The organism is Glycomyces sp. TRM65418 (assembly GCF_019710475.1).
GTDB lineage: Bacteria > Actinomycetota > Actinomycetes > Mycobacteriales > Micromonosporaceae > Glycomyces.
Genome location: NZ_JAJFAX010000004.1, coordinates 256,118 through 280,286, shown reverse-complemented (window position 1 = coordinate 280,286; position 24,169 = coordinate 256,118). Strand labels below are relative to the sequence as shown.

Genomic DNA, 24,169 nt, shown 5'->3' with positions numbered 1-24,169 from the left:
CGTAACCGGTAGTCGGCCTCACACTGGAAGGCGCGGCTACCCTGATGGCGTGCTCAACCCGGGCGTCGCCGAGTCCTTCCGCCGGGTCGGCCGGGACCTGGGGTCGTGGACCTCCGCCGAGGCCGCGCCCGTGCTGGCGGTGCGCGCCGCCTGCGGCATCGCCGCGGCCATGGCCGCAGTGGCGCTGCTCGGGCACCCGAGCTGGGGCCAGGCCGCCGTCATGGGCGCCTGGCTGGGCGGTGTCGCCATGCTCACGCCCGGGACCCGGACCGGCCCGTCCCTGCCGCTCGTGGTGGGCGCCGCCGGGGTCCTCGGGGTCGCGCTCGGCGCGATCGAGCACCCGGCGGTCCTCGTCGCCGCCGCGGCCGTGTACGCGTTCACGCTCACGTTCATCGGCTCGGTCTCCCATGTCGCCGGTGTCACGTTCACCGTGTCCGGCATCATGTTCTTCCTCGCCGACCACCTGACCGAGTCCACGGGGGCGCTCTTCGCGGCGCTCGCCGTCGCCGCGGGCGGCGCGGTCCAGGCCGCGATGGCGCTGCTGCCGCCGTACTACCGGTGGGCCGAGGACCGGCGCACCCTCGCCGACGCCTGGCTCGCGCTCGCGGCCGAGGCCGAGGCGCTCGCCGCCGACCCGAACGCGCCGTTCCGCACGGAAACACTGCTGGAGGCGGCGCAGGAGCTCGACCGGCGCCGGGCGCTGCCGGCCGCGATCCTCGAGGCCCGCCGCCAGATCTACGCCGTCTCCAGCGCGATCGGCCGCACCGCGTCGGCGCGCGCCCGCGCCGACGCGCAGGACCGCGACACCGTCGAGTTCTACTCCGAGGCGCTCGAACTCGCCGCGCGGCTCCTCGACCACTTCGCCGAGCAGATCACGAGCCGCAAGCCCGCCGAACTCGACTGGGACGCGCTCCTGGACGGGCTCTCCCAGAACCCCATGGCGACGTCGACGGGCACGATGCCGAGCGAGATCGGCGGCCTCCTGCGCACGCTCCACGAGACCGGCGGCTTCGCCGAGCGCATCACCTCCGGCGGCGACGACGTCATCGCCGACCCCGCCCTCAAGCACGCCACCGGCGCCGCCCGCCAGGCCCTCGGGCAGCTGCAGGCCCGCCTGCACCGCCGCGACCCGGTCGTCCACCACGCGCTGCGCCGCGCGGGCGTCATCGCCCTCGCCATGATCGTCGGACTCGCCTGGCCCACCGACCACGGCTACTGGATCCCGCTCACCGCCTGGCTGGTCCTCCAAGCGGACTTCGCGGGGACGCTCACCCGCGGCGTCACGCGCGCCGTCGGCACCACCGGCGGCGTCGTCCTCGCCTCGCTGCTGGGGATGCTGCTGCCGCAGGACCTCCTGTGGCTGAGCCTGACCGTGCTCGCCTACGCGCTCGTGGCGTACCTGACGCGGCCGGTGTCGATGCTCGTGTTCGCCGCCGCGGTCGCGGGGTTCACGGTGTTCCAGATCGACCTGTCGGGCGAGAGCCCCGTGGCCGCCGCGTTCGACCGGGGGGCGTGCACGCTCGTCGGAGCGGCGGTCGCGATCGGCTTCTACGTGCTCGTCCCGACGTGGCAGACGAGGCGGCTCGGGGACCTGCTCGGGGACCTCATCGACGCCTACCGCGACTTCGCGCGGCTCTCGCTCGACCGGCAGGCGCACCCGGCCGACTACGACCGGAAGGTCATGCACGCCGCGATCGACCGGATCCGGGCCCGCCGGGCCGCGCTCAACAGCGCGGCCGACCAGGCGAAGGCCGAACCGGTGACCGGGCCGGGCCCGCTGTCGGCGGACGCCCTCGGCGCCGAGGCGGCGCTGTCGAGGGCGGGCAGGGCGCTGGTGGCGGTGAACGCGACGCTCGGCCGCGACGAGCAGGCGAAGGGCCTCTCCGGGGTGGACGCGTTCGCCGATGCGCTGGACGCGGCGTACCTGCGGCTCGCGGCCCTCGCGAGGGGCGAGGTCCCGCCGGGCGGGGTCGACCTGAGCCAGGCGCTGCACCGGCTCGATCTGCACCTGGCGGCGATCGAGGACCGCGACACCCGCACCAGGCGCAGCGTCCTCCGCTGGGAGTCGGACAACCTCGTCGAGGCCCTGGACGACGCGGCCCTGCTCATGGCCGGCTGGAACCGCTAGAAGATCGCGGCCCGGGCGGTCGTGATCGCGCGCTCGGCGGCGTCGCGCTGCTCGGGCGTGAGGTCGCATTCGAGGAGGTCGAGGCCGATCACCTGAAGCTGGTCGGGCAGCTGCAGGTCGTTCGGCAGGCGCGGGACCGGACGCCGGGGCTGGCCCTCGGCGTCGGCGGCGATGTCGGCCAGGGCCTGCACGAGCGTGTGCATCGCCCCGGCCCTGGACGACCAGCGAGCGGGCGACCAGTGGCGCGTGCCTTCGACGACACGCCCGATCGCCCGCTCGAGTTCAGTGCTCACAATGCTAGTCGCCCTGGAAGTAGCTCAGGAGGCGCAGCAGGTTCCAGTACAGGAAGATGAGGCCGGCGGTGAGGCCGAACGCGCCCGCCCAGGCGAACTTCTTCGGGGCGCCCATCGCGGCGGACTGCTCGATCATGTCGAAGTCGAGGATGAACGAGAACGCCGCCCACAGGGTGATGCCGATCGCGATGATCCACTGCAGCGTGTTGGCGTTGCCGTCCGAGGCGAACAGGCCCAGGTCCGCGCCGAACATGCTCGCGACGAAGTTGACCGCGATCAGGGCGAAGATGCCGAAGCCGGCGCCGACCATGACCTTGGTGAACATCGGCGAGTTCTTCAGGATGCGGAACTTGTACAGCGCGAGCATCCCCGCGAAGACCAGGACCGTGCCCAGGAGCGCGTTCACGACGATGCCGGGCCAGCGCGCCTCGAAGAAGGCGCTCACGCCGCCGAGGAGGAGGCCCTGCCCGATCGCGTACACGAAGCAGATGATCGGGTTCGTGATCGGCTTGAACATCGAGAAGAGGATGACGCCGAGGCCGATGAACGCGCCCACGGTGCCGAGCGTCATGGCGGTGCTGAACGCCGACTGGTCGGTGATGACGATGTCCCCGGCGGCGTTCGTCGCGAACGCGTTGCTGACCATCGACCAGGTGAGCATGGCGGCCACGAAGGTCGCGCCGACGAGGGCGACGGTGCGGACGATGACGTCGTCGATCCGCATGGTCTGGACCTGCGGGGCCTGCGTCATCTGTCCGTAAGGCCCGTACGCGGCACCCATGTGCTGCTCGTTGTACTGGGTCTTCATCATGTTCCGAAGGGATGAGTTCCTGCTCTGCATTGCCATGACCTGCGGTCCTCCGTTGAAAGTCCAAGGGTGCACCCAGCTTATCCGGTCGCCACACGGAAGACGACACAGCCGCCGGTGACCTCGGGCCCCGGCGGCTGTGAATCTCCTAAGGGAATTACGAGACGACGTCGATCCGGCCCGGTTCGGGCGCCTCGATCGGCGAGGCCTGGGTGCCGAACTCGGCGAGGTAGTCCTCGAAGGCGTCCACGTCGAGCTCGCCGAACAGGCGGTTCGCGCCTTCGGCGAAGACGGTGAAGGAGTCGCCGCCGTCGGCCAGGAACGAGTTCACCGTCACCCGGTAGGTCCGGTCCATGTCGATCGGCTCGCCGTGGAGCCGCAGCGAGTCCGCGACGATCTGGTCGGCGCCCGTCGCCGTCTTGTCCCACGTGTACGTGAAGCCCTCGGAGACCTGCAGCGTCAGCGTGGTCGAGCGCTGTTCGCCCGGCAGCTGCTGGCGCAGGGCCTCCAGGATCTGCTCGCCCGTCAGGTCGATCGTGACGACGTAGTTCGCGAACGGCTGCACCGTGAACACCTCGGCGTAGGTCGCCTCGCCGGGCGTGCCCTGGTCGTAGAGGAGGTCGGCTCGGACGCCGCCGGGGTTCATGAACGCGATCTCGGCGCCGCCGGCGTCCGCGTCCGCGGTGTTCCACAGCTGCGCGTCGGCGATGAGGCTCCCGAGCGGGAACTCCTCGGCGCGGGTCGCGCCGCGCTTGATGTCCTCGGCGATGTAGCCGACGACGCGGCCGCCCGCCTCCTCGGCGAGGGGCCCGTACTCGGCGAGGATGTCGGACTGCGCCTCGTCGGCGGGCACGTCGCGGGTGACGACGGTGTTGGAGCCGGTCACCGTCGAGCGGACGATGTCCTTCGTGAACTTGTTGTACGTGGCGTCGATCTGGGTGAACACGCGGCCGTAGGACGACGCGGAGGTCACCATGCGCTCGTGCCCGGCCGGGTCCGGCACCGAGCAGACGTACTCCTGGTGGGTGTGGCCGGTGACCACGATGTCCACGAGCGGGGTCATGGTCTCGGCGATGTCGACGATCGGGCCGGACATGCCGACCCCGGAGCCGTCGAGGGACTCGCAGTCGTGGCCGGTGTCCTCGGCGACGGGCTGGCCGCCCTCGTGGAGGAGCACCACGATCGCGTTGACGCTCTTGGCCTTGAGCTCCTCGGCGTACTTGTTCGCGGTCTCGACCTCGTCGAGGAACTCCAGGCCCTCGATGCCGGACTTGGAGACGATGTCGCCGGTGCCCTCGAGGGTCATGCCGATGAAGCCGACCCGGACGCCGCCGGGGAAGCGCTTGATCCAGTACGGGTCGAGCACGGGCTCGCCCGTGGCCTCGTCGACGACGTTCGCGCCGAGGTACGGGAAGTCCGCGCCCGCGAAGTCCTCGTCGCCCTCGATGATGCGGTTGAGTTCGTCGAAGCCCGCGTCGAACTCGTGGTTGCCGACGGCGGAGACCTCGACGCCCATCGCGTTGAGCGACTCGATCGTCGGCTCGTCGTCGAACACGGCCGACAGGAACGGGCTCGCGCCGATGAGGTCGCCGGCGGCGACGGTGGTCGAGTACCGCTCGCCCTCGCGCGCCTGCGCGAGGTGCGTGGCGAGGTACTCGGCGCCGCCCGCGGGGACGTTGACACCGTCGACGGGGTGGGTCAGGCCGGAGGAGGCCTCGATGTTGCCGTGGAAGTCATTGATCGCCAGGAGTTGGAGGTCGACTTCGCGGTTGCGGTGGTCCTGGCCGGCGCTGGCCGACCAGGCGCCGACCGCGAGGGTGGTCGCGGCGAGCGCGGCCGCGCCGACGGCGGCCACCGCGCGGCGCTTGCGACTGATGGTGAACATGGCTCTCCGTATGGGGGTCGATGGGTGTGCGGCGCGGGCCGGGGCCGCCCCACGCTGATCCAATCATGGGACGATTGCGCCCGAGTCAACGCAGCATAACGGCTTCACCAAGGCCGGATAACGGTCAGGGCCGGACCCCTGTAGCACACAGCGACCGTGCGCACACCCTCACTCCCGGGATGCGGGATCGGCATTGTTGCACGTGATCCCTTGCGACACAACATCTTGTTACTGATTCGTAACTACACTATGTCCACATTGCCGTCTCTTGCCCCCTGCGGTAACCGTTGCTACAGTCACTGCGAAGACAACTCGCATATACAGCTCGTCACCGGTGGGGACTGCTGCGGAGCGGTCATAGGCGAGCGCCACGCCCACAGGGGGTTACCCGTTGACGACCGGCTACTTCACCACTGAACAGCACGACGCCCTCAGAGCCGAGGTCCGGGCCTTCGCCGAACGCGAAGTCCGCCCGCGCGTCCCCGAAATGGAAACCCGGAAGACCGTCCACCACGAGCTCTCCCGCCTCATCGCCGCCCAGGGATGGCTCGGCGTGACCATACCCGTCGACTACGGCGGCATGGGCATGGGCCACTTGGCGAAGACCATCATCATCGAAGAACTCGCCCGCGTCTCCGGCGCCATGGGAGCGATGGTGCAGGCCTCCCAGCTCGGGGTCGCCAAGATCCTCCACTTCGGCTCCGACGTGCAGAAGAAGACCTGGCTGCCCAAGGTCGCCGAAGGCGCCTGCCTGCCCACCATCGCCGTCACCGAATCCGCCTCCGGCGGCCACGTGCTCGGCATGCGGGCCAGGGCGGTCCGCGACGGCGACGACTACATCCTCAACGGCCACAAGGTCTTCGTCGGCAACAGCCACGTGGGCGACCTCCACGGCGTGGTCGTGCGCACCGGCCTGGGCCCCAAGGGGCTCACCGCGTTCCTCGTCGAGTCCGACCGGCCGGGGTTCGCGCTGGCCCCGCAGCAGTCCACGATGGGCCTGCACGGGTTCAGCTTCGGGGAGCTCCTGTTCGAGAACTGCCGCGTCCCTGCCGCGAACCGGCTCGGCGACGAGGGCGACGGCCTCGCGGTCGCCTACTCGTCCTCGATCCTCTACGGACGGTCGAACCTGACCGCCGTGTCGCTCGGGATCCACCAGGCGATCCTCGACGCCACGGTCGAGTACGCGTCCGGACGGGAGCTCTACGGCAAGCCCATCGCGGAACTCGACAACATCAAGCAGAAGATCGGGCAGATCACCTCGAGGCTCATGACGGCCAGGATCACCGCCTACCACGCGGTGCACCTGCTCGACCGGGGCCAGCCCTGCGACATCGAGCTGATGAACGCCAAGCTCGTCAACGTGGAGTCCGCATTGGACTCCGCGCGTGAGGCGATGGAGATCCACGCGGCCATCGGGCTCACCACCGACCGGCCGATCGAGCGGTTCCTGCGGGACGCCTACCATATTTTCGCCCCCGCGGGCACCTCCGACGTCCAGCGCCTGCGACTCGCCGAGGCCGCGATGGGACGGACCAAGGGCCAGTGGTCCGAGCGCATCGTCCACGGCGAGGCCGTCAAGGTGCACTAGAGCGCGCGATATCCGGAGGATCGGCCGGAAGATCGCGCACCCTCGACATCCCCCATAGCGAACGAGGAGGCGGCGTACGCGGCCTCCTCATTCACTTCACCCCTGGAACGGATCCTCCCGCCGCTCCTCGGCGGCGTTGCGCTCCCGGATCCGGTCCATCACCTTCGCGGCCATGCCCTTGATGATCTCCAGGCCCGGACGGCCCCAGTCGTGGGTCTCGGTGTCGACCACGCACACCGTCCCCAGGGTGTTCCCGTCGTCGTCGATCAGGGGCGCCCCCAGATAGGAGCGGATCCCGATCTTGTCGACCACCGGGTTCCCCGCGAATCGCGGGTAGTCGCACACGTCCCCCAGGACGAGCGCCTTGCCGCGGACCACCACGTGCGGGCAGTAGCCGTGGTCGCGGTCCATCTCCCGGCCCACCTCCGGGGCCTCGGTGGCGCCGGCGAGCGCCTGGCTCGCCGCGTCCGAGGCCGGGGCGGCGAGGCCCGCGAAGTACTGGTGGTCCTCGTCGATGAAGTTCACCATCGCGTAGGGCGCGCCGGTGAGCTCGGTCAGCTCCTTGGCGAGCTCGTCGAACTCGGGGTCGGGCAGATTGCCGATCCCGAGGTCGCGCAGGCGCTTGGCCCGCTCTGAGGCGCCCGGGTCGTCGGGCGTGATGGTGAGTCGAAACTCGTTCTCGGGAATGGACATGCTGGGCTCCTTCACCGGACGCTCGAAGCGGCGGCCGACATCAGGTGCTTGGTCAAGGTGACCAGCACCAACGTTGCGGAACGTGGATCGCGTGCGTCGCAGCAGACGATCGGGATATTCGGTTTGAGGTCCAAGGCGGCCCGGACTTCCTCCGGCTCGTAGCGGTAGCCGGTGTCGAACTCGTTGACCGCCACGATGAACTGGGTGCCGCGGCGCTCGAAGAAGTCCAGCGCCGGGAAGCAGTCCTCCAGGCGCCGGGTGTCCGCGAGCACCACCGCGCCGAACGCCCCGTCCGAGAGCTCGTTCCACATGAACCAGAACCGGTCCTGGCCGGGGGTGCCGAACAGGTACAGGATGTGCTGCGGATCGAGGGTGATCCGGCCGAAGTCCAACGCCACGGTCGTCGTCACCTTGTCGCCCACGCCCGTGAGGTCGTCCGTGCCGATCGAGGCGGTGGTGATCGTCTCCTCGGTGCTCAGCGGCTCGATCTCCGAGACCGCCGCGACGAAGGTGGTCTTGCCGACGCCGAAACCCCCGGCGACGAGCAGCTTGATGGCGGTGGGCAGGGGCGGTTGTTGTGCAGGCGAGCGGTCAGAGTCGCCGTTGTAGGCCATTGAGGAGTGCCTCCAATACGGTTTGGTCGGTGGGATCGACGGCGGGATCAGGGGCTTGGGCGATGACCGCCCCGACGTCGACGAGGTCGGAAAGCAGGACCTTGATGACCATCGCCGGCAGCCGCAGATGCGCCGAGACCTCCGCGACCGAGATCGGCTCCCGGCACAGGAGCAGCGCCTCGGCGTGCTCGTTCTCCAGCTGCGAGGGCCGCAGCTGCCCGGTCGAGCGGACCAGCGAGAGCAGGTCCAGCTTCGCCGTCGGAGCGGTTCGGCCGTTCGAGACGGTGTAGGGCCGGACCAACGGCCCCGCATCGTCATCGAGCAGCGGATGCTCGAAGTCGGACATCAGCCGACCAGTTCACCGTTCGGCGGCACGGTGCCGCTGGCCGCGGCGGCCCGGCGGACGGGGGTCTCCAGGTAGGGCCGCACGCTCTTGACCAGGATGGACATCTCGTAGCCGAGCACGCCCGCGTCCGCCTCCCGGCCCGCCGCCACCGCCAGCACCGCCCCCTGACCCGCGGTCGAGACGAACAGCAGCGTGTCGTCCAGCTCCGCCACCACCTGGCGCACGCCGCCGGCCGAACCGAACTGGACGCCCGCGCTCCTCGCCAGCGAGAACATGCCCGAGGCGATCGCCGAGAGCTGGTCGGCCTGGTCGACGCCCATGCCGTGGAAGGCCTTCTTGATGCCGTCCGAGGACAGCAGGAGGGCGCTCCGCGTGTGCGGCACCTTCCTCACCAGACCGGCCAGCAGCCAGCTGAGATCCGATTGCGCGCCTGCCTCATCGCCTGCCATTAGAACTCCTCATTCCTGTACGGAGAAACGGAACCATCTGATGCGGGGATCTGCGGACCGGTGTCCGCGCGCTGCCGTCCTTGTTGGAACGCCTTCATCAGGCCCGGGTCGTGGCCCGCCTCGGAGCCGCGCGAGCCCGACTGGGGCACGTCGCGCAGCTGCGGCGCCAAGTGCGTCTGCTTGTTGCGCTTCGGCAGCTCCGGGCGGCCGTCGCCGCCGGGACCGCCTCGGCGGTCGACGTCCACCGCCTGCAGCTCGGCCGTCACCGGCAGGGCGCCGGTGTCGACCCTCGTCGCCCCGTTCACGGGCCGGTAGCCGTTCATCGGCGCGGCGTCCATGCGCGGCTGCGGCGTCGAGTTCCCGAAATGACCGGCGCCCGCGGTCGGCAAGGGGCGCAACTGCACTGAAGGCAGCTGCGGCGGAGGGGCCGGCTGGCGGACGGGCATCTGCTGCGGCTCCGCGGCAGGCGCCTCGCGGGGCGCGGGGGCCTTCGGAGTGTCGTCGCCCAAGAGCACCTCCGGGACTACCAGGATCGCCTGCGTGCCGCCGAAGATATTGGACTGCAACTGCACTGTCAAATCGTGCCGGTGCGCCAGCGACGAGACCACGTACAGGCCGATGCGGCCGTCGGCCAGCAGCTCGTCCAGGTCGACCTGGTCCGGCGTCGCCAGCATCTTGTTGAACCGGTCGCGCTCGTGCGCCTCCATGCCCAGGCCGCGGTCCTCGACCTCGACGGCCAGGCCCGTGCGGACCCGGGCGACCCGGATGAGCACCTGCGTGTTCGGGGCCGAGAACGTCGTCGCGTTCTCGACCAGCTCCGCCACCAGGTGGATGATGTCCGCGACGGCGTGGCCCTTGAGCGTGCCGTCGATCGGGCGCACCAGCTTCACCCGCGCGTACTGCTCCACTTCGGCGACCGCCGAACGCAGCGCCTCGTAGACGTTGACCGGACGCGACCACTGCCGGTGCGAGGTCGCGCCGCCCAGGACCGCGAGGTTCTCCGCGTGGCGGCGGATCCGCGTCGCCAGGTGGTCGACCGAGAACAGGCCCTTGAGCAGATCGGGGTCCTCGACCTGGTTCTCCAGCTCGTCGAGCTGTTCGATCTCCCGGTGCACCAGCGACTGCAGCCGCCGGGCCAGGTTCACGAAGATGCCCACGCGCGAGTGCGCGCTCACCGCGTCGATCGGACCCGACGTGATCATCGAGACCGGGGGGCGCGCCGGCGCCTGCGGGGCGGCCGGGCGGACGCCTCGCGCGGCGACGGTCTCGGCGGCCGCCCGGAGGTGCCGGGCCTCGGAGGCCAGGAGGCTCAGGGCCTCGACCGTGGTGGTGGCGCCGCCGGCGGCGTTCGGGAGCGGGACGGACCAGCGCTGGTCCGCGGGAAGTTCGCGCTGCAGGTCGTCGAGGAGCTGCCAGACCTTGTAGTGGGTCTCGACCGTGGAGCGGCGGATCGTGTTGATCCGGCGGCCGAGGTCGGCGTCGGTCTTGGAGGCCGCGGAGGCGGCCAGGTAGGCGACCAGGGCCACGAGGACCGCGGTCGCGCCGAACGCGGCGGGGATCATCCAGGAGGGACGGTCGGCCGGAGCCTGGGTCACGAGCACGACGACGCCGGTGCCGAGCACCGCGGTGGCGGCGAGCGGCAGCAGCGCGATGCGCAGCAGACGGGCTTTGAGATCGGCGGGAGCGCCGGGCTCCTCGCCGGCGGCGGGGGTCATGGGCGCAGGCCCGGGGGGTTGAAACGTATGGGTTGTGGACCGAGGTGTTTCGGGCATCGCCATCCTCACGACACTGGCCTATCGGCTTCCGCGATACCGGGAAGTGACAAAGTCATTGCAGCGGAAGGGAAAACCGTGTCCCCACCGACTGGCTCGACAGAATGGTATCAGCGCTCGCCTCCCTGGATAGCACGGCGGCCCTGCGCAGTCAACCTGTCGATGCAGCCTGGAGCCGGCCCGGAACTCAGCGTTCACCGGCCTCATTGGGCAGGTCAGGGAAGGAAGGGGCCCGGCATGTGCGGGCCGACCGGAAGCTCGGCGCCGATCACCCGATCGAGCGGCACGCCCGAAATGCGAGGAACGACACTCTAGGACCGGACGGCCCCACTCCGTCCGATCGCACTGTCCCGCAGGCCGTCAGCATCCGTGCCCGAGACGGGATTTGAACCCGCAAGTCTCACGACGGCCGGTTTTAAGCCGACTGTGTCTACCAGATTCCACCACTCGGGCCCGCATGCAGACACGCTAGCGGGAAACCGGCCAGAGTGGTCCCCCTGCCTTCTCGGTAGGGGCCTCGTCACCTCGCACTACACCCAAGTGTCGGGATCACGACAGTAGGTTGTCCGAGCGCCATGGGGTTTGCTTACTCGGTTCAGTGAAGACATCGCAGGCACTTCGGCTTTCCGGCCGCTCGGGCTCGCGGTTCTGAGGCGGCGACAACGAGGCGGGCGGAACTCCTTGCCCCACTTCGACTTGCAAACCGCACGCCACAAGGTCCTCGAATCAGCGGCAAAAGCGGTCTCCCGTTGCATTGGTCCGCTTGGGCATTGAGGCCGCGAATGAGGCGGGACGACGTCTCCGGGGTCCCTTTCGGACTGACATTCACCCATTTGAGTGATGACACTCCCTCCTATCCATGTCACTATTGACCTATAACGCCCAGTCGCACAATCGGATAGCTCTTCAGGGGGTGATCGGGATGAAAGCCAACGAAACGGACCGAGAAGCCCAGGCCGCCGCCCTCCCCTCCCAGATCGAGTCCATCGCCGCCCAGGCCCGCGCTCACGACGCCCGAGCACTCCAAGCAGTCGTCGCCTACACTTCCGAAGGCCTCCACAAGGAGTGCGACGGCTTCTCCGGCATCCGCGACTGGATCATGGAGTGCTTCGACTTCAATGCGGCCACCGCTGGTCAGATGGCCTCCATCGCCCGGCTGGCCCCGAAGTTCAAACACCTCGCCTCGGCCGCCCTCTCCGGGACCGCCCGCATCGACGCCGTCGCCTATGCCGTGCGCCGCCTCGAGCGCGAAGGCCTGGCCGTGCACGCGCGGATCCCCTACCCCGTCCCGGCCGAGTCCCCTTACGACCCTTCGGTCTCCTGCGCCACTCCCGAAGCGCTGATCCGGGAGTACTGCGTCCACGCGACTCGGGGCGAACTCACCGAGCACCTGGACCGCCTCTGCGCCGAACTGTTCGACCGGCAGTCGCTCCTCGACGAGTTGAGCCAGCAGTCCCTTGCCTGGCTGGAGATCAACCGGCGCCCTGACGGCATGTGGGACATCGAAGGCCTGCTCACCGATGACACCGGCAAGCTCCTCAGCAACGCGCTCAGGACCGCCGTGCCGCCGCCTCGCCAGGACGAGGCCGACAGCGACGGGCTGCTCCCCCGCGTCTCCGGCAGGAACGCCGAGGCCTTGCACCAGATGGTCGCCGCCTATGGCACCGACCCCGGCGCTCCGAAGCGACACGGGCACACCGCCACCCTGAACCTCACCTGCGATCTGGCCACGCTGCGCGGTGAGCGGACGGGACGGCTCCCGATGCTGGACGGCAGGGCGATTTCGGTCTCCAAGGCCCGCCTGCTCGCCTGGGAGGCCGGCGTCATTCCCTCGGTCTTCGACTACAGCACCGGTGAGGCCGTTGAGCTGGGCCGGGCGAAGCGCCTCCCCAACGTGGCCCTGCGGCACAAGCTGGAGCTCGAGCAGCCGGAGGGTTGCGCCTGGTCCGGTTGCCGGGCACCGGTCTCGTGGACCGAGGCGCACCACCTGGAGCACTGGGCGGACGGCGGCGCGACGACCGCTGAGAACCTGATCCTCCTGTGCCGGTTCCACCACTCCCGGATTCACCTCGGGCGCTGGACGATCGAGAAGACCGGCCCCGGCAAGGCGGAGATTCGGCACAAGCGCACCGGCGCCACCGATGCCGAGTGGGACGCTGATCCGCTGAAGGACCTGCCCAACGGGCACAGTGCGGACGAGTGGTCCCCCGTCTATGAACCGCAGCTGACCGACTATGCCAACTGGTTCGCCCAGAAGAGCATGGCAGCGACGATCGCCGAGTCCCGGGCGAAGTTCCGGGAGAGCGACGCCGCCGCGGTCAAGGCCTGTCGGATGACGGAGCCTGCCCTGGGGGCAAAGCCGGTGGCGACACCGGCGACACCGGTGGTCCTCCGCGAAGACCCGGGCGGGCCGCCGTTCTTACCCCGCCTTCAGCGGGCGACTGCTGAGGGGAGCGCAGGGAGACCGCCGCGCAGCCCGAATCCCCCAGAGGGATCGGGCCCCTCAGCATGTCCAGGGCCAGAAGAGAGGCCGGGCAGCCCGCCGCACTCCCTCGCATGAAAGCCGAAGAGCGACCCCAGCCCCGCGCACACCTCGTTGTGGTTGCCCGAAGTAGCCGCGACCGGCCGCCATCGGAAGGCCGAAGTGGGAGAGGGAGGGAGCAGCACCTCGTAGTCGCCGCCCCAGGCAACGCCGAACCGCCGCCAACGGGAAGGCCGAAGGGCAGGCGGGAGAAGCAGCGACCTCGTTGTCGCCGCCAGAAGTAACCTCGCCCGGCCACCGCCGGAAAGCCGGAGTGCAAGAGAAGGTAGGAAGAGCCTCGTTGTCGCTGCCTGCAGTAGCCCGCCCGGAAGCCGGAGTGCAAGTGGGAGGAGCAGCGACCTCGTTGTCGCTGCGGCCTGAACGCCGACCACGGCGCGCCCCGAAGCCGAAGAGAAGGGGAGGCCCGCTCCGGTGTCGTCATCACCTGCATACCGCAGTCGACGCCGCCTCAAGGCCGACGTAAGACCCCGGCTCAAGCGGCCTCGTAGTCGCCGCCCGCTTGGACTTCGCCGCTCACCGAAGCGAATGCCGAAGAGCGGACACCCGGCCCGTCGATGCTTCACCTCCATGGGGGACGCTGCTCCCCTCGCCGGGTGAGGCGCGACCATGATGCCGCCTTGGAGGCTGGGTCCATGCGACCGAAACTGTTGCCGGCGTTCCTTCTCGCGGCGTACACGGCCATCCACATCTGGTGGGCCCTCGCGGGCGCTCCGCATTTCGATTCCTTCGGGGAATCGTTCATCCCAGGAGCCTGGACGCCAGTCGCGATCGCCTCGGCAGCGCTGGCCGCGAATCTGCTCTTCCTCCGCTCGATCCGACACGACTGGGCCGTCGTGGTCTTCGGGTGGGCGGCCGGCATCGGCATGGTCCTGTACTCGTTCATGTTCGCGCTGGATCTGGCGTCGATCCTGTTCGGGGAGTTCACCGCCTCCGGCTCGACCGGGCTCCTCATTCGCGGGCTCGGTGTCACCTGCGGCGTGCTCACCCTCCTCCGCGCGGTCGCCGCCCAGCGCCGAGCCCGCGGCGCCTGTTCACGGTGCGGGCGCTCACCTGCGGCGCATCCCGGTTCCGGCCGAGGAGGTTCCGCCCCGTGGTGGGCGTATGCCGGTGCGTACGGCGCGCTGGCCGGGGCCGTCGTTCGGCTCGCCGCCGAGCTGGTCACGGGACTGCCCTGGTCGCCGACGGAACCGGAGACCGTCGTCTTCCTCATCCTCTACGCCGCCGCGGGGTCGCTCCTGCCGCTCGCGCTCGCGCACCGATGGGGCCGGATCTGGCCGCGATGGGTGCTGCCGCTCGCCGGACGCCACGTGCCCCGATGGATCGTCCTGGTGCCGGCCTTCCTGGTAGGGGGCGGACTGGCCGCCTACTTCGGGCTCGTCGGCGGCACCTATGCGATCCTCGGCGACCTCGGCCCGGCGTTCCCGCTCTGGTGGATCCTGATGGTGATCCCCGGGTACACGGTGTGGGGCATCGGGCTCCTCGTGGCCGCCGTGTTCTACCTGGGCGCCACGAAGCCGCCGTGCCCGAGAACGACATGGACGGGCCCCGGAGAGGGCTGAGCGACGCCCGTGGCCGGCCGTCCGCCCGTCGCCCGCTAGCCCTTCGCGATGTCGCGCAAGGCCTCCACGTCCGCGTCGTCGCTCTTCTCGTTCAGGTCACCCACGAAGACCATCACCGCGTCGGTCCCGCCGTCGAGCGCCTGGCGCACCGATCTCCAGGCCGCCAGGTTCGGGTGCTCGTAGGCCGTGCAGGCCTCGGCGGGGGCCAGCAGGCGGATCGCCTGGTCCAGCGTCGCCGCGTCCACGGTGAACGAAGCGGACCCGCCTTCGTGTCCGATCACTGTGGACATCACGACGACCGGAAGCGGATGCTCGCCCACGTTCGTCTTCGCGAACGCGACCTCGCCCGATTCCTGGCGCAGTCCGAGCCCGTACGCCGCCGGAAGCCGCCAGCCGGGGATCGCGTCGATGAGGCGTTCCCTCGCGGTGGTGATCTCCTCGACCGTCGCCCACTCGTCGCCGAGTTCGGCGAGCAGGGCGGTCACAGTGGCTTCGGCGTTCGCTGCGGTCATGTCGGCAGTCTCGCACCGCCTGCGCCGCGTGCCAACCCGATTCCCGCCTCTCGGCCCTCCGGTCGCAAAAGGCCCGGTGTCGCCGGAACGCCCTGACCGGCCCGGGGCGAGGGGAAAGGGCCGCCTCGCCGGGTTTGCACCGGCGAGGCGGCCCTCTTCGCTGTACTGGCCGCTACCGCCTAGACCAGCTGCTTCGGCTCCGCGTAGTGGCAGGCCGCGCGGGTCAGGCCCGCGTGGTCGGACCGCAGGGGCGGCTCGATCTCGATGCACTTGGCCTGCTCCGACTCCCCCAGCTCCTTGAACAGCGGGCAGCGGGTGCGGAAGCGGCAGCCCGAGGGCGGGTTGGACGGGCTCGGCACGTCGCCCTGGAGGACGATCCGCTCCCGGCTCCGCTCCTTGCGCGGGTCAGGCAGCGGGATCGCGGACATCAGGGCCTGCGTGTACGGGTGGGCCGGACCGGCGAACAGCTGGTCCGTGGTGCCCTCCTCCACGATCTTCCCGAGGTACATGACCGCGACCTTGTCCGCGATGTGCCGCACCACCGAGAGGTCGTGCGACACGAACAGGTACGACAGCCCCAGCTCGTCCTGCAGGTCCTCCAGCAGGTTGATGACGCCCGCTTGGATAGACACGTCGAGCGCCGACACCGGCTCGTCGAGCATGAGCACCTTCGGCTGCAGGGCGAGCGCCCGGGCGATGCCGATGCGCTGCCGCTGCCCGCCCGAGAACTCGTGCGGGTACCGGTTCCGGTGCTCCGGGTTCAGGCCGACGATCTCGATCAGGCTGTTCACCCGGTCGCGCCCGCCGTTCTTGAACATGCCGTGCACGCGCAGCGGCTCGGCGATGATCTCGAAGACCGTCATGCGCGGGTCCAGCGACGCCATCGGGTCCTGGAAGACCAGCTGGATGTCCCGCCGCACCGGCCGCATCTGGTTGCGCGACAGCTTCGTCAGGTCCCGGCCCTCGTAGATGACCTCGCCGGAGGTCGGCGGGATGAGGTTCATGAGCACCCGGGCGGTCGTGGACTTGCCGCAACCGGACTCGCCCACGAGCGCCAGCGTCTCGTTCGCGCCGATCTCCAGGCTCACCCCCGAGACGGCGTGGACCGCGCCGACCTTGCGGCGGAGGATCCCCTTGGACCGCACCGGGAACTCCTTGACCAGGTTCTTCCCGGCGATGACCGGGCTGGTCACGCTCTGCGGCGTGTCGAGCATGGCGTTCACTTCCCCTCCTCAGAGGACTCGACTTCGGCTGCCGCGGCGGCCTCGATCTCGGCGGCCTCGACCTCGGCTTCGACGGAGAGGTCGGAGGCGTCCGGCGCGAACACGTCGTCCGGCGACTTGCCTTCCAGATCGCCCGCGAAGTGGCAGGCCGACACGTGCCCCGTCCCGCTCACCGGCATCAGCGGCGGTTCGACCTCGGCGCAGATGTCCTGGTGCATCGGGCAGCGCGGCCGGAACGGGCAGCCCGACGGCATGTTCAACATCGACGGCGGCGTGCCGTGAACGGGGGTGAGGCGGTGGCCCCGGTCCTCGTCCATGCGCGGCAGCGAACCGATGAGTCCCAGCGTGTAGGGCATGCGCGGCTCGTAGAAGATCTCGTCCACACTGCCCTGCTCGACGGGGCGCCCGGCGTACATGACCAGCACCTCGTCGGTGTGGCCGGCGATGACGCCCAGGTCGTGGGTGATGAGGATGAGCGCGGCGTTGACCTCTTCGCGGGCCTTCTCCAGGGCCTCGAGGACCTGGGCCTGGACGGTCACGTCGAGGGCCGTGGTCGGCTCGTCGGCGATGATGACGTCCGGGTTGTTCGCCATGGCGATCGCGATCACCACGCGTTGGCGCATGCCGCCCGACAGCTCATGCGGGTAGGCGTCCACCCGCTGCTGCGGGTTGGGGATGCCGACCGAGTCGAGCAGGTCGATGCAGCGCTGGCGCGCCTCGGCCTTGTTCACGTCCGGGTAGTGGACGCGGATGGCCTCGGACAGCTGGAAGCCGACCGTGTAGACCGGGTTGAGGCTGGTCAGCGGGTCCTGGAAGATCATCGAGATCTTCTTGCCGCGGATCCGCGAGAGCTCGACGTCCCGGAGGCCGAGGAGCTCCTCGCCTTCGAGCTTGGCGGAGCCGGTGATCTGCGCGGTCTTGGGCAGCAGGCCCATGATCGCCATCGAGGTCACCGACTTGCCCGAGCCCGACTCGCCGACGATGCCGAGGCTCTGGCCCCGGCGCAGGTCGTAGGTGACGCCGCGGACGGCGTGGACGAGGCCGTCGTCGGTCGGGAACGACACGTTGAGGTCCTTGACCTCCAGGACGACGTCGCCCTTGGCGCCCGTGGAGCGCGGGGCTCCGTTGGTGCTGACTGAGATGTCCGACATCGTTATCGCCTCACCATCGTCTGCCGCGGGTCCATCGCGTCGCGCAGACCGTCACCGATGAAGTTGATGGTGAGCGCGATGAGGATGATCATGAGACCCGGGATGTAGAACAGGTACCAGCGCTCGTTGAACGCCGACGCGCCCGCCGCCTCGATGAGGAGGCCCAGCGACGTGTCAGGGCTCTGGATGCCCAGGCCGAGGAAGGACAAGGTCGTCTCCGACAGGATCGCGAAGGCGATCTGCAGGGTCACCGAGACGATGATGACGCTCATCGTGTTCGGGATGAGGTGCTTGACGATGATGTGCCAGTCGGAGCCCCCCGCCGAACGGGCGGCCTCGATGAACTCCTTCTCCCGCAGGGACAGCACCTCCGCGCGCACGGCGCGGGCGATGGAGGTCCAGCCGAAGACCGCGAGGATGATCGCCATGTGGTACCAGCGGACGCTGGTGTCGATCGCGCCCGCGAGGGCACCGGTGATGACCAGGAACGGGATGACGAACATGACGTCGAGGAACCGCATCATGACCGCGTCGATCCAGCCGCGGTAGAACCCGGCGACGGCGCCGTAGAGCGCGCCGAGCACCGTGGAGCCGATGGCGACGACCAGGGCGACGTTCAGGGACTGCTTGGTCGCCTGCATCATCGCGCCGAGCATGTCGCGCCCGGCCTTGTCCGTCCCGAAGGGGTGGTCCAGGCTCGGGGCGGCCCACGAGGGGATCTCCGAGTGGATCTTGTAGTCCCACTTCCAGAAGAAGGGCCCGAGATACGCGAACAGCACGATGAGGATGAAGAGCACGAGGCTGACGACGGCGGCTCGGTGGCGGAAGAAGCGGCGGGCCACCATCGCCCACTGGCCGCGTTCCTTGGTGGTGATGGCCTCGGCGTCGAGGCTCGGGGCAGCGGTGTTACTCATAGCGGATCCTCGGGTCGAGCACGCCGTACAGGATGTCGGAGATCAGGACGCCGATGAGGACGACGAGACCTGAGATGAGCACGTAGGCCATGACGGCGAAGGTGTCGCCGGCTCGGATGGCGTCCAGGGAGTACACGCCGAGGCCGCGCCAGCCGAAGATGCTCTCGGTGACCATCGCGCCGCCCATGGCCGCGGAGAGCGACAGCGGCGCGAAGGTCGCGACGGGGATGAGCGCGGTCCGCAGGGCGTGCCGCCGCATGACGGTGCCGTTGCGGACGCCCTTGGCGCGGGCGAGGCGCACGTAGTCGGAGTTCATGACCTCGAGCATGCTGGCGCGCTGGTAGCGGGAGATCGCGGCGTAGCCGCCGAGCATGAGCACCAGGGTGGGGACGATCAGATAGGGCAGGGAGTCGACGAAGACCTCCCAGCCGTTCCCCTGGAAGCCGGTGGTGCCCGAGCCGTAGGTCTGGAAGATCGTGGAGCCCAGGATGTTGTTCAGCTGGACCGCGCCTTCCTTGAAGAGGGAGCCGAGCCAGAACACGGGCATGGCCAGGAACAGGAATCCGAGGAAGGTCAGCGAGTAGTCGGTCCGCGAATATTGCTTGACCGCGCTGACGACACCGGCGAGAATGGCGAGACCGATGGAGGCCAAGGTGGCGAACAGGACCAACCTGAGCGTGATCCAGAACCGAGTGGAGACCTCGAAGCCGATGTCCATGGCGGTGCCCTTGATGGAAGGACCCCATTCGCCTTGGAGCAGCCCGATGTCGCCGTTGGTCTCACCGAGCCCGGTGAGCCAGATCCAATAGCGTTCGGGGACGGAGCGGTCGTAGTACCACGACTTCTCCAACGCGTCGACGGTCGATTGGGGGACCGGCTCGCCGGTGGACTGCTGAATCTCGAAGATCCGGTCCTGGACGGGATCGTTCGCGACGTCCACCAGGACAAAGCACAAGATAGTGGCCCCCAGCAGCACTGGGATCATCATCAGGGTGCGCCGGATTATGAATACAACCATAATGCCTCGTTAACGGTTTCTCTGGTGTGGACCGGTTCGCCTGCCGACCGGTCCGGCCGCGCTGCCGCGCGGCTGCTCCTACGGCTCACTGACTCCCCATTCTGTGGCCTGGTCGGTGAGCGCCTGGCACTCTTCCGAATTCAATGCTCTCCGGGTGCGGGGGGCATGTGCGGCCCCGCGCGGGCTGTCACTGTTGCTCAGATGCGACACCCCATTCTGCGGCGCTGCGCGCCGCCCCGTCACGCCGGAGGGGGACCGAACCGAAGCGGTCGCTCACCCGCCGCGGCTTCCCGTTCGGCTCAGCCGGTCGCACGGCTTCGCCGCGAGCGATGGTCGCGCTGGGCCTGTCGCTCACCGTTGACCTCCGCTCCACTGGACCGGTCGCACGGCTTCGCCGCCGAAAGGAGCCGCACTGTGGCCGTCACTCACCGCTGACCCCCCACTCCGCGATGTTGTACGCCGCGCGCTGCTGCGACGCCCAATTGTCGCGGACGTTGACCAACCTATCGGAGACCATGACCATGACCGGTGTGTCCACGATCGGCAGCGAGTAGGCGTCCTCGATAACCCGTTTGACGGCCAGGTTGGCGCGCTCGGCGGCCTCGTCGTAGTCGAGGGTCCCGTTGATCTCGGCGATGAGCTGGTCGAGTTCGGGGTCCTCGAGCCCGCCGAAGTTGGAGCCGGAGCCGGTCTCCCAGTACTGGGACGCGGCGGCGACGAAGAGCGGGTCGGAGCTCCAACCGAAGTTGATCATGTCGAAGTCGCCCTCGCCGAGGACGTCGCCGAGCTCGGCGTCCGGGATGGGCCGCAGTTCGACGTCGATGCCGAGGTCGGCGAGGGTCGCCTGGGCCAGCGTGCCGGTGATCTTGCGGGACTCCTTGGTCTCGGAGTACCGGAAGTCGAGTTCGACCTCGTCGCCCTCGGGGGTGAGCAGGGCGCCGTCGCCGTCCCACGTGTAGCCGGCCGCTTCGAGGATCCCGCGGGCCATCTCGATGTCGCCCGAGCCCTGGCCGGTGGCCGAGAGGTAGTCGGCGTAGTAGTCGGAACCGTTGCGGAAGAGGTGGTTGCCCTTGCGCTCGATGTCGGACTGCACGAACGCGTAGGTGCGGGAGATGATGTTCTCGACGTCGATGGCGGTGAACACGGCCTGGCGCAGCGCGACGTCGGAGAGGAACTCGTTCTTCGTGTTGAGGTCGATGTGCTCCCACGAGGGCCCGCCGGCGACCGCATACGAGACGCCGTCGGCGGTCTCCAGCTGGGTGACTGCCTCGGAGGTGGCCGCGAACGGGGAGGCGCCGTCGACCTCCTCGTTGCGCAGGGCGGTGACGATGTTGTCGATGCCGTCGATGACCTTGAACGTGATCTTGTCGAGGGTGACCTCGGTGTCGCCGGCCCAGTCCTCGTTGGGCCTGTAGATGACGTAGTCCCCGGCCTTGGCGTCCTCGATGACGAACGGGCCGGTGGACCAGGTGGGCACCGTGGCGGAGAAGTACTCCTCGGCGGCGGCCATGGCCTTCGGGTCGTTCTTCCAGTCGAAGCCCTGTGCCTCGGCGACGTGGGCCGGCTGGGAGAGGACTTCCTCGTACTGCCACTCGGCGGAGTGGTAGGAGTCCTTGTAGGTCACGGTGATCTGGGAGCCGCTGCCGGTGATCGACTCGACCTGCGAGCCGCGGGTGATGTTGGCGGGGTCGCAGCCGTCGCAGAGCGCGGCGTCGCCGGAGGTCGCGTACCAGTGGTAGATGAAGTCGTCGACGGAGACGTCGGTGCCGTCGCCCCAGTTCGCGCCGCTCTTGAGCGTGTACTCGACGGTGACGGGGTTCTCGCTGATCAGTTCGGGCGGGGAGGCGAAGAGGCCCTCGTTGACGATGAAGTCGCCGCTCTGGTCGAACTGTCCGGTGTACGGCCACATGCCCACGACGGCCATGGACAGGTAGGCGTTGTTGCCCTGGGAGGTGTTCTGGTTCCAGGCGCCCCAGGATCCGTCGAGGGCCCACGTGATCTCGCCGCCGTCGGCGCGATCGCCCGCGTTGCAGCCGACCGGGTCGACGAGGCACGCGTCGAGGCTGGTCGAGGGCGCCTCGCCCTGCCCGCACCCGGCCAGCACCATGGTGGTGCAGGCGAAGGCGGCGACGGCCGCCGTGTGGTGTCGCTTCATGGTTCCTCTCGAAGGTTTGCGTCGCCGGCCGTTCGGAGGGAGGCACCGCGTGGGTTCGGTTGCCTGCCGGGCCGTGCCGTCGGTGGGCGCGCGGGCTCGGCCTGATCGGTGGATCGGTGGCGGGCTCACGTGTTCGGCGGGCTGGTCGGGTGACGCGAGGTACAGCTTTCCACGGGAATCTCGGGTTTCGGATGACCGAACACGAGATGAGTTTCGTTCGTTATGTTCCCGTGACGTTCATTCCCTGAATGGCGGCGATTGGGGGGTATTTCAACTGCCTGCCAGGGGAAATCCATGTCCGCCGGGGGCGCGTGGGCCGGCGGTGGCGGGGCGGGGGTCGCGGCGCTGCGACCGATGCGGCGAGGGAGCCGAGGGCTTCCCGCGACCGGGAGGCCGCGCCGAGGGCCCGTTCCCGGAAAGCAGGGAAGCGCCCTGGCGCAGGAGACCTCCGGGTGGCCGCCGATGCCCGTTCCCGGAAAGCAGGGAAGCGGCGGGACCGCAAGGGCCCCGCCGCTCCGCTACTCGAGCCCTGTGGTTAGACGGTCTTCCACTCGGCGCAGTTGAAGATCGGTCCGCCCTGGCTGTTGCCGTTGCCGACCACGCCGTCGATGAGGTTCGTGTTCCACAGGATGCCCTGCGGCTCGTCGAACAGCGGGAGCGTCAGCGCCAGCGGGACGGCGATGGCCTCGACGTCGTTCGCGAACTGGGCGGCCTCGGCCACGTCCGAGGTGGACTTGACCTTGGCGATGGCCTCGTCGAGCTCCGGGAAGGAGTACGAGCCGTAGTTGACGCCGGTCTCGAAGTACTGGTTCGGCGCGGCCACGAAGGACGGGCTGCCGGACCAGCCGAAGATGACCAGGTCGAAGTCGCCCTCGGTGAGCACGGTGCCGAGGTCGCCGTCAGGGATGGCGACGATGTCGACGGTGAGGCCTATGAGCGCCAGCTGGGCCTGGGCCAGCTCGGCGATGGTGGTGCGGGCGGCGTCGCCCTCGCCGTAGCGGAAGACCAGGTTCGGGACGGCGGTGCCGTCCTTGGTGAGGGTCTCGCCCTCGGCGGCGCCGGTGTAACCGGCCTCGGTGAGGATCTGCGCGGCGGCGGCGGTGTCGCCCGAGCCCTGGCCGGTCGGGGTGATGTGGTCGACGAAGTACTCGCTGTTCACACCGAAGAAGTGGTTGAGGCGGCGGGAGACCTCGGTGTCGGGGAACACGCGGGCGATGGCGTCGTCCACGTTGATCGCGGTGAAGATCGCCTGGCGGAGCGCCTGGTCCTTCAGGGGTTCGGAGTTGTAGTTGGTGTCGATGTGGAGCCACACACCGCCCTCGTAGATCTCCTGGGCGAGGGCCTGGTCTTCGGCGGCCTTGTCGAACTGCTCCTGGTCGAACTCGCTCGGCCAGGCGCCGGCGATGGTGCCCTGGCGCAGCTCGGTGACGATCGCGGGGGTGCCCTCGACGACCTTCATCGTGAGCTTCTTGACGGTGGGCTTGACCGAGCCGTTCCACTTGTCGTTGAGCTCGTACGTGATGTACTGGCCCATCTTGTAGTCGACGGGCTTGTACGGGCCGACGACGACGTCGATGAGGTTGGACTCGCTCCAGGCGATGGCCTCGCCCATGACGGCCGGGTCGGTCTGCCAGTCGGCGAAGCCCTCGGCCTCGATGACGTGCGAGGGCAGGTAGATGGTGGGGCTGTAGAGCCATTCAGGGTCGAGGTAGCCGTCCACGAAGGTCACGACGAAGCCGGCCTCGGAGGCCTCGATGGAGGCGATGTTGGGGCCGTAGCTCGTGGACGCGGGGAGCGCCTTGGTCTGGTCGGCGTGCTCGGGCAGGCCCGAGATGCTGTACCACTGGAAGATGAAGTCCTCTACGCGGATCGGCTGGCCGTCGGACCACTGCGCGTTCTCCTGCAGGGTGTATTCGACCTGCAGGGGGGCTTCGCTGATGACCTGGGCGTCGGCGAAGACCTGGTCGGCGAGGTGGAACTCACCGTTCTCGTCCCAGTCGCCCGAGGTGTTGCCGTCGAGGCCGTAGCGCATCGGGTACATCGCCTGGTGGCCGTACGAGTTGTTGCCAGACTGGGTGTTCTCGTTCCAGGACTCCCACGCCGAGGAAACCCCCCAGGTGAGCTCCGTCGCGCCGGAGCCGCCGTCGCCTTCGTTGCCGCCGCAGGCGGCGAGGGTGAAGGCGGCCGAGCCGCCGAGGGTCAGGCCGCCGAGAGCTCTACGGGTCAGAGCCATGAGTGTTCTCCTCCAGATATCGATGCCGAGGGGCCTCCGCGTGGCCGCGAAGGCGCCGATGCCTCGCGTCCGAGCGAACGGGGAAAAAGGGGAGGCGCAGGGCCCTCGGCCGTGTTGTGTCAAACACTGGCACAGACGTGAGGCGTTTGACATGGTCGGGGCCTCAACTGGAGTTTATTCGTGATGTATTCGTGACTTTGCACGCAGTTGCAGGTCGCGGAAAGGACCGTGGGGCCGATGCCGCATCGGCCCCACGGGGGAATTCAGTGAATTGTCACGGTGGGAA

The 24,169-nt window shown here is 69.2% G+C and carries 19 protein-coding genes and 1 tRNA gene; 4 read left to right on the top strand and 16 right to left on the bottom strand.

Features of this window, described 5'->3' with window-relative positions; all coding sequences use genetic code 11:
• The first annotated feature begins 49 nt into the window (after nt 1-49).
• Nucleotides 50-2,128 carry an FUSC family protein gene (locus tag K3N28_RS11590; protein ID WP_228092689.1) on the top strand — a complete coding sequence of 693 codons (2,079 nt, stop codon included), beginning with the start codon at nt 50-52 and terminating at the stop codon, nt 2,126-2,128.
• On the opposite strand, the gene K3N28_RS11585 is transcribed toward K3N28_RS11590, so the two are convergent.
• The 3 genes from K3N28_RS11585 to K3N28_RS11575 all read right to left on the bottom strand — a co-directional run bounded on the left by K3N28_RS11585 (nt 2,125) and on the right by K3N28_RS11575 (nt 5,114).
• Nucleotides 2,125-2,421 carry a hypothetical protein gene (locus K3N28_RS11585; RefSeq protein WP_228092688.1) on the bottom strand — a complete coding sequence of 99 codons (297 nt, stop codon included), beginning with the start codon at nt 2,419-2,421 and terminating at the stop codon, nt 2,125-2,127. The two genes, K3N28_RS11590 and K3N28_RS11585, sit on opposite strands and share 4 nt — an antisense overlap.
• 4 nt (nt 2,422-2,425) lie before the next feature.
• On the bottom strand, nt 2,426-3,232 hold the full coding sequence (locus K3N28_RS11580) for a Bax inhibitor-1/YccA family protein (protein WP_228092687.1): 807 nt from the start codon (nt 3,230-3,232) through the stop codon (nt 2,426-2,428).
• Between the two features lie 154 nt (nt 3,233-3,386).
• Nucleotides 3,387-5,114, bottom strand: coding sequence for a bifunctional UDP-sugar hydrolase/5'-nucleotidase (locus K3N28_RS11575; protein ID WP_228092686.1), 1,728 nt, complete (start codon nt 5,112-5,114; stop codon nt 3,387-3,389).
• A gap of 391 nt (nt 5,115-5,505) precedes the next feature.
• Between K3N28_RS11575 and K3N28_RS11570 the strand changes: the two genes are divergently transcribed.
• Nucleotides 5,506-6,702 carry an acyl-CoA dehydrogenase family protein gene (locus K3N28_RS11570; protein ID WP_228092685.1) on the top strand — a complete coding sequence of 399 codons (1,197 nt, stop codon included), beginning with the start codon at nt 5,506-5,508 and terminating at the stop codon, nt 6,700-6,702.
• A gap of 96 nt (nt 6,703-6,798) precedes the next feature.
• On the opposite strand, the gene K3N28_RS11565 is transcribed toward K3N28_RS11570, so the two are convergent.
• From K3N28_RS11565 to K3N28_RS11540, 6 genes are all read right to left on the bottom strand, one after another.
• Complete coding sequence (locus tag K3N28_RS11565) at nt 6,799-7,395, bottom strand: GAF domain-containing protein (RefSeq protein WP_228092684.1); 597 nt, start codon at nt 7,393-7,395, stop codon at nt 6,799-6,801.
• Nucleotides 7,396-7,406: 11 nt separating this feature from the next.
• The gene (locus tag K3N28_RS11560; RefSeq protein ID WP_228092683.1) at nt 7,407-8,009 is read right to left on the bottom strand and encodes an ATP/GTP-binding protein; all 603 of its coding nucleotides are present in this window, start codon (nt 8,007-8,009) and stop codon (nt 7,407-7,409) included.
• The gene (locus K3N28_RS11555) at nt 7,987-8,355 is read right to left on the bottom strand and encodes a DUF742 domain-containing protein (protein WP_228092682.1); all 369 of its coding nucleotides are present in this window, start codon (nt 8,353-8,355) and stop codon (nt 7,987-7,989) included. The genes K3N28_RS11560 and K3N28_RS11555 overlap by 23 nt, the downstream gene beginning before the upstream one ends.
• Entirely contained in the window at nt 8,355-8,804 is a 450-nt protein-coding gene (locus K3N28_RS11550) for a roadblock/LC7 domain-containing protein (RefSeq protein WP_228092681.1), read from the bottom strand. Before K3N28_RS11550 ends, K3N28_RS11555 begins: the two co-directional genes overlap by 1 nt.
• Complete coding sequence (locus K3N28_RS11545; RefSeq protein WP_228092680.1) at nt 8,804-10,519, bottom strand: sensor histidine kinase KdpD; 1,716 nt, start codon at nt 10,517-10,519, stop codon at nt 8,804-8,806. The genes K3N28_RS11550 and K3N28_RS11545 overlap by 1 nt, the downstream gene beginning before the upstream one ends.
• Before the next feature lie 427 nt (nt 10,520-10,946).
• Nucleotides 10,947-11,029: transfer RNA gene (locus tag K3N28_RS11540), tRNA-Leu, on the bottom strand.
• Nucleotides 11,030-11,498: 469 nt separating this feature from the next.
• On the opposite strand from K3N28_RS11540, the gene K3N28_RS11535 reads away from it, so the two are divergent.
• Nucleotides 11,499-13,136: an HNH endonuclease signature motif containing protein gene (locus K3N28_RS11535; RefSeq protein ID WP_228092679.1), complete on the top strand. Its 1,638-nt coding sequence runs from the start codon at nt 11,499-11,501 to the stop codon at nt 13,134-13,136.
• 614 nt (nt 13,137-13,750) lie between these two features.
• Entirely contained in the window at nt 13,751-14,677 is a 927-nt protein-coding gene (locus tag K3N28_RS11530; RefSeq protein ID WP_228092678.1) for a hypothetical protein, read from the top strand.
• 35 nt (nt 14,678-14,712) lie between these two features.
• On the opposite strand, the gene K3N28_RS11525 is transcribed toward K3N28_RS11530, so the two are convergent.
• The 7 genes from K3N28_RS11525 to K3N28_RS11495 all read right to left on the bottom strand — a co-directional run bounded on the left by K3N28_RS11525 (nt 14,713) and on the right by K3N28_RS11495 (nt 23,883).
• Complete coding sequence (locus K3N28_RS11525; RefSeq protein ID WP_228092677.1) at nt 14,713-15,189, bottom strand: hypothetical protein; 477 nt, start codon at nt 15,187-15,189, stop codon at nt 14,713-14,715.
• 179 nt (nt 15,190-15,368) lie between these two features.
• A complete protein-coding gene (locus tag K3N28_RS11520) occupies nt 15,369-16,403 on the bottom strand; it encodes an ABC transporter ATP-binding protein (RefSeq protein ID WP_228092823.1) in 1,035 nt (344 codons plus the stop codon).
• 5 nt (nt 16,404-16,408) lie between these two features.
• Nucleotides 16,409-17,563: an ABC transporter ATP-binding protein gene (locus K3N28_RS11515; protein WP_228092676.1), complete on the bottom strand. Its 1,155-nt coding sequence runs from the start codon at nt 17,561-17,563 to the stop codon at nt 16,409-16,411.
• Between the two features lie 2 nt (nt 17,564-17,565).
• On the bottom strand, nt 17,566-18,477 hold the full coding sequence (locus tag K3N28_RS11510; RefSeq protein WP_228092675.1) for an ABC transporter permease: 912 nt from the start codon (nt 18,475-18,477) through the stop codon (nt 17,566-17,568).
• Nucleotides 18,470-19,495 (bottom strand): ABC transporter permease, encoded by a 1,026-nt coding sequence (locus K3N28_RS11505; protein ID WP_374209744.1) that lies wholly within the window; start codon nt 19,493-19,495, stop codon nt 18,470-18,472. The genes K3N28_RS11510 and K3N28_RS11505 overlap by 8 nt, the downstream gene beginning before the upstream one ends.
• Before the next feature lie 421 nt (nt 19,496-19,916).
• Complete coding sequence (locus K3N28_RS11500; RefSeq protein ID WP_228092673.1) at nt 19,917-21,650, bottom strand: ABC transporter family substrate-binding protein; 1,734 nt, start codon at nt 21,648-21,650, stop codon at nt 19,917-19,919.
• A 535-nt stretch (nt 21,651-22,185) separates the two neighbouring features.
• A complete protein-coding gene (locus K3N28_RS11495; RefSeq protein WP_228092672.1) occupies nt 22,186-23,883 on the bottom strand; it encodes an ABC transporter family substrate-binding protein in 1,698 nt (565 codons plus the stop codon).
• Nucleotides 23,884-24,169: the final 286 nt, after the last annotated feature.